7 protein-coding genes are annotated in these 4,879 nt (G+C 73.2%); 3 read left to right on the top strand and 4 right to left on the bottom strand.

Going from position 1 to position 4,879, the window contains the following annotated elements:
- Positions 1-195 (bottom strand): helix-turn-helix domain-containing protein (locus E1289_RS36475; protein WP_131988567.1); only part of this gene is annotated, 195 nt, incomplete at its 3' end.
- A gap of 63 nt (positions 196-258) precedes the next feature.
- Between E1289_RS36475 and E1289_RS36480 the strand changes: the two genes are divergently transcribed.
- Positions 259-1,410 carry an MFS transporter gene (locus tag E1289_RS36480; protein WP_131988569.1) on the top strand — a complete coding sequence of 384 codons (1,152 nt, stop codon included), beginning with the start codon at positions 259-261 and terminating at the stop codon, positions 1,408-1,410.
- Between the two features lie 13 nt (positions 1,411-1,423).
- Here the strand turns inward: E1289_RS36480 and E1289_RS36485 are convergent, their stop codons facing one another.
- Together E1289_RS36485 and E1289_RS36490 are read right to left on the bottom strand one after the other, a co-directional pair.
- Positions 1,424-1,804: a YchJ family metal-binding protein gene (locus E1289_RS36485; RefSeq protein ID WP_131988571.1), complete on the bottom strand. Its 381-nt coding sequence runs from the start codon at positions 1,802-1,804 to the stop codon at positions 1,424-1,426.
- Positions 1,805-1,816: 12 nt separating this feature from the next.
- Positions 1,817-2,632 carry an SAM-dependent methyltransferase gene (locus tag E1289_RS36490; RefSeq protein ID WP_131988573.1) on the bottom strand — a complete coding sequence of 272 codons (816 nt, stop codon included), beginning with the start codon at positions 2,630-2,632 and terminating at the stop codon, positions 1,817-1,819.
- A 353-nt stretch (positions 2,633-2,985) separates the two neighbouring features.
- On the opposite strand from E1289_RS36490, the gene E1289_RS36495 reads away from it, so the two are divergent.
- Positions 2,986-3,507 carry a lytic polysaccharide monooxygenase auxiliary activity family 9 protein gene (locus tag E1289_RS36495; RefSeq protein WP_131988575.1) on the top strand — a complete coding sequence of 174 codons (522 nt, stop codon included), beginning with the start codon at positions 2,986-2,988 and terminating at the stop codon, positions 3,505-3,507.
- Entirely contained in the window at positions 3,504-4,466 is a 963-nt protein-coding gene (locus E1289_RS36500) for a chitinase (RefSeq protein WP_131988577.1), read from the top strand. The genes E1289_RS36495 and E1289_RS36500 overlap by 4 nt, the downstream gene beginning before the upstream one ends.
- Positions 4,467-4,565: 99 nt before the next feature.
- Here the strand turns inward: E1289_RS36500 and E1289_RS36505 are convergent.
- Positions 4,566-4,879 (bottom strand): cellulose binding domain-containing protein (locus E1289_RS36505; RefSeq protein WP_207929397.1); only part of this gene is annotated, 314 nt, incomplete at its 5' end.

A 4,879-nucleotide genomic window follows, 5' to 3' on the forward strand; every position in this document is an offset into this window, starting at 1 on the left:
GGGCGGCGCGGTCTCCTCGACCAGCCGCGCCGCCTTGAGCCGGGCCGTGATCTCGGTGGCGGAGCCGCTGCTCAGCCCCAGCGCCCGCGCCACGTCCGCCCTGGTCGCGGACGGGTGCGCGTGGACGTGGCGCAGCACGGCCAGCGCGCCCTGGCTGCGCAGGGCACGCGCCGAGTGCGCGGTCTTCGGCTGCATGGTGACATCCTGGCCGTTCCGAATTATCCTCGCGGCACGAGCATATTCCTCCCCGGGGTGACCATGAGCGAGACCGCGGTGCTGCGGCGCACATCCTCGACCTTCGGCCTCTACCTGGCGTTCGGCTGCCTCGGCTACCTGCTGACGGCGCTCGGCGCGATCCTGCCCGAGCTGCGCGCGGAGCGCGGGCTCCCGCGCGCCGAGGTGGCCCTCTACCCGTCGGCGTTCGCGCTGGGGCTCGTGGTCGTGGGGCTCGTCGGGCACCGGCTCGCCGAACGGCTCGGGCGGCTGGCGCTGCCCGCGGCGCTGGCCGCGCTGGCCGGCGGCGCCGGGATCATCGCCGCCGGCGGCGGGCGGGCCGGGACCGGGATCGGCGCGCTCGTCCTCGGGCTGGGCGGCGCGGGGCTCGTCCAGCTCGTCCCGGCCGGGCTGCGGGCCCTGCACGGCGGCGACGGGGCCGTCCCGATCGGGGAGGCGAACGCGGTGGCGAGCACGGCGTCCGTCCTGTCGCCGCTGCTCATCGGCGCGGCGCTGGCCGCCGGGCTCGGGTGGCGCTTCGCGTTCGCCGTCCCGCCGCTGGCGCTGGCCGCGATCCTGGTGCTCCCGCGGCGCGCCGTGCTGCCGGTGACGCGCACGGACGTCCCGCCGGGCGCCGGGAGCCGGGCCCCGCGCGCGTTCGTGAGCCGGTGGTCCGACCTGGTGCTCGCCGTCGGCGTCGAGTTCTGCATGGTCTTCTGGGCCGCCGACTTCCTCCGGTCGGTCAAGGACCTCGGCTCCGGCGCCGCGACCACGCTCTCGGCCGCGTTCGTGCTGGGCATGGCCGTGGGACGGGTCGCCGCCGGGCCCGTCGTCCGCGCGGCGGGCGGGGCCGACCGGCTGGTCGTCGCGGCGACGGCCGTCGGCGTCGCCGGATTCGCGATCCTGTGGGCCGCGCCCGCCCCCTTCGCGGTCGCCGGGCTGCTGGTGACCGGGCTCGGCGTCGCCCTGCTCTACCCGGTCATCCTGGCGCAGGCGCTCGCCGCGTGGCCGGCCCGGCCCGTCCGGGCGGCCGCCCGCTGCGCCCTCGCGTCCGGGGTGGCGATCGGCATCGCCCCGCTCGCCCTCGGGACGCTCGCCGACCTCACCACCCTGCGCGCCGCCGTCTTCGTCGCGCCCGCCCTGCTGCTGATCCTCCTCGCCCGCTGCGGATGGCACCTCAGGACGGGCCGGGCGTGACGCGGCCCTCCGGTCAGGTCACCTTGCCCCGGACGTACACCCACTCGCCGTCGTGCCTGACGAACCGGCTGACCTCGTGCAGTTCGCCGGGCGTCGAGCCGTCCAGGTAATGGGCGCGGAACTCCACGGTCCCCTTGTCGTCCGCGGGGCCGCCGTCCTCCTCCCGGACGATCTCCAGGCGCACCCATCGGGTCCCGGGGTCGAAGCCGACGCGGTCCGGCCGTGTCGCGGGATGCCAGCTCCGCAGCAGATACGCCTCGTCCCGCTCGGCGAACGCGCTGAACCGCGACCGCATCAGCTCCCCGGCGGTCTCGGCGCGTGCCTCACCCCGGTGCAGCCGTCCGCAGCAATCCCTGTACCGGGACCCGGCGCCGCAAGGACACTTCTTCGCCACGTCCCGATTCTGTCAGGCGTCCCCGGTGATGACGCCGACGCCGCTGTAGTGCGGGACCTCCGGGTCAGGAGGCCGCGTCGGGTCGGGACGCCACCGCGAGCACGACACGACCCCCGGCTCGACCAGGCGCGCGCCCACGAAGAGCTTCTCGATCTGTTCCGGGGACCGGGCGCGGATGGGCGTCCCGCCGCGGTCCATGACCTCCCGCACCGCCCGCCGCATCGCCGCGCCGTCCAGCTCCTCGGTCGTGGCGTCGCAGGTGTGGGAGATGACCAGGTAACCGCCGGGGACGAGCCTGCGCACCAGCCGCGCGACGAGCTGCTCCGCCTCGTCGTCGTCCAGGATGTGGTTCAGCACCCCGAGCAGCATCAGCCCGACCGGGCGGTCGAAGTCCAGCGTGCGGGCCGCGCCGGACAGGACGTGTTCCGTATCGCGGATGTCGGCCTCGATGTAGTCGCACGCCCCCTGCGGGGTGCTGTGCAGGAGGGTGCGGGCGTGGGAGAGGACCAGCGGGTCGTTGTCCACGTAGACGATCCGGGACGAGGGCGCGATGCGCTGCGCGACCTCGTGGGTGTTGTCGACCGTGGGGAGGCCCGACCCGAGATCCAGGAACTGCCGTATCCCCGACGTGACGAGGAAGCGCAGCGCACGGCCGAGGAAGGCGCGGTCCTGCTGGGCCGAACCGGCGATCCCCGGCAGCACCCGCAGGACGGCGTCACCGGCCTCGCGGTCGACGGGGTAGTTCTCCCTGCCGCCGAGCCAGTAGTCCCAGATCCGCGCCGAGTGCGGCGTGCTGGTGTCGATCTCCGGCCGCGGTTGCTCAGCCATCACCGGTTCCCTCCGGACGACATCGCCGTCCTCCATCCTTCCCCTGAACCCTGCATTGTCCAGCACGGGGAAGGCGCGGCCCGCTGGGCAGAAACTGCTGAACGCGGGCCGGATGATGGCGAAACACTGACGAAATCGTGAGCCCGGCGAGGCTGGTTCGGTTTCCGGCCTGCGCTGGTCTCGGCACGCACGGTTCGCCCGTCGCCACCGAGCCTTGTCCGCTTCCGGACGGGGCGTTACCGTCTTCATAGCTGATAGGAAAGTTTCCTATCAGATGGAGCCTCCATGCCCCCCGCCCCCAGTGCACGGCGCGCGTCGAACACGACCCACCCCGAACGCAAGGGAATCCCCGCATGAAGAAGTCACGACCCAGGTTCGCCGCCATCGTGGCGGGCCTCGGCATCGCCCCCCTCGTCTCCGTGATCCTTCCGGCGTCCGCCGCCCACGCCCACGGCTACGTCTCGGCACCGCTGAGCCGGCAGGCCCAGTGCGCGCAGCGCATCGTCGAGTGCGGCGCCATCCAGTGGGAGCCGCAGAGCGTCGAAGGGCCGAAGGGCCTGCGCAGCTGCAGCGGAGGAAACGCGCGGTTCCGCGAGCTCGACGATGACGGCAGGGGCTGGCGGGTCACCTCCGTCGGCAACACGGTGACCTTCACCTGGACGTTCACCGCCCGGCACCGCACGCTGAACTACGAGTACTACGTCGGGGACAGGCGCGTCGCGGTGATCGACGGCCACGGCCAGCAGCCGCCCGCCACCGTCTCGCACACCGTCGGCCTCGGCGGCGTCAGCGGCCGGCAGAAGGTCCTGGCCGTGTGGAACATCGCCGACACCGCCAACGCCTTCTACGCGTGCGTCGACGTGGAGGTCCGGTGACAGCGCGACGCGTCCTGACGCTGCTCGGCGCCGCGGTCCTCGCGGTCACGGCGCTGTCCGCCGTTCCGGCCCCGGCCACCGCGTCGCAGGCCACGGCGCGGCAGGCCACCGGGTCGCAGGTCACTGGGGCGCAGGCCATCGGGTCCCAGGCAACCGTGGCGGCCTGCAACGCGCCGAACTGGGTGGCCGGGCAGTGGTACCCGGTGGGCAGCATCGTCCGGTACACCGACGGCAACCACTACATCGCCGTCCATGAGAACCCGGGCTACGACCCGGTGATCAGCCACTGGTTCTGGGACCCGCACACCTGCGACGACCCCGGCGGGCCCGGTGGCCCCGGCGGGTTCGTGGTGAGCGAGTCGCTGTTCCAGCAGATGTTCCCGAACCGCAACTCCTTCTACACCTACGCCGGCCTGACCTCGGCCATTACCGCCTTCCCCGCGTTCGCCGCCACCGGCAGTGACACCACGCGGAAACAGGAGGCGGCGGCCTTCCTGGCCAACGTCAGCCACGAGACGGGCGGGCTCGTCCACATCGTGGAGCAGAACAGTGCCAACTACCCGCACTACTGCGACCGTGGCCAGCCCTACGGCTGCCCCGCCGGGCAGTCGGCCTACTACGGCCGGGGCCCCATACAGCTCAGCTGGAACTTCAACTACAAGGCGGCGGGCGACGCCCTCGGCCTCGACCTGTTGAACAACCCGTGGCTGGTGGAGCAGAACTCGGCCGTGGCGTGGAAGAGCGCGCTCTGGTACTGGATGACCCAGCGCGGCCCGGGCTCGATGACCGGCCACGACGCCATGGTCAACGGGCACGGCTTCGGCCAGACGATCCGCAGTATCAACGGCAGCATCGAATGCGACGGCGGTAACCCCGCCCAGGTGCAGAGCAGGGTGGACACCTACAGGAGGTTCACCGAGCGCCTGGGCGTGCCCACCGGCGGCAACCTGACCTGCTGACCGCACCCGTCGGCCGCGGCGGCGTGAACTCAGGTCGGCGTCCGCTGCGGGACGGTCACCGGAGGCGGGCGGGCCGCAGTGCCCGCCCGCCCCTCGGTGTCACCGGCCGGAGCAGTCCGGGTCGACGGTTCCGGCCGAGCCGGTGCCGATGAGGCCGAACGTGGTGCCGGCCCCGGCGGCCAGGGTCCCGTTCCAGGACTCGTTCGCCGCGGTGACCGACGTGCCCTCCTGCGTCACCCTGGCGCCCCAGGACTGGGCGACGGTCTGGCCGCCGCCGAACGTCCAGGAGACCTGCCATGCCGTGAGCGGGTCCGTCCCGGTGTTCCGGACGGTGACCTCACCCTGGAAGCCGCCCTGCCATGACCCCGTCGTCTCGTAGGAGGCGGTGCACATGGCCCCGGCAGGGGGAGTGG

Source organism: Actinomadura sp. 6K520, assembly GCF_004349245.1.
Lineage (GTDB): Bacteria > Actinomycetota > Actinomycetes > Streptosporangiales > Streptosporangiaceae > Spirillospora.

Bases quoted from the DNA above. Each gene is read 5' to 3' on its own strand.
- E1289_RS36480 (WP_131988569.1), top strand. From the start codon at position 259: ATGAGCGAGACCGCGGTGCTGCGGCGCACATCCTCGACCTTCGGCCTC.
- E1289_RS36490 (WP_131988573.1), bottom strand. From the start codon at position 2,632: ATGGCTGAGCAACCGCGGCCGGAGATCGACACCAGCACGCCGCACTCG.
- E1289_RS36495 (WP_131988575.1), top strand. From the start codon at position 2,986: ATGAAGAAGTCACGACCCAGGTTCGCCGCCATCGTGGCGGGCCTCGGC.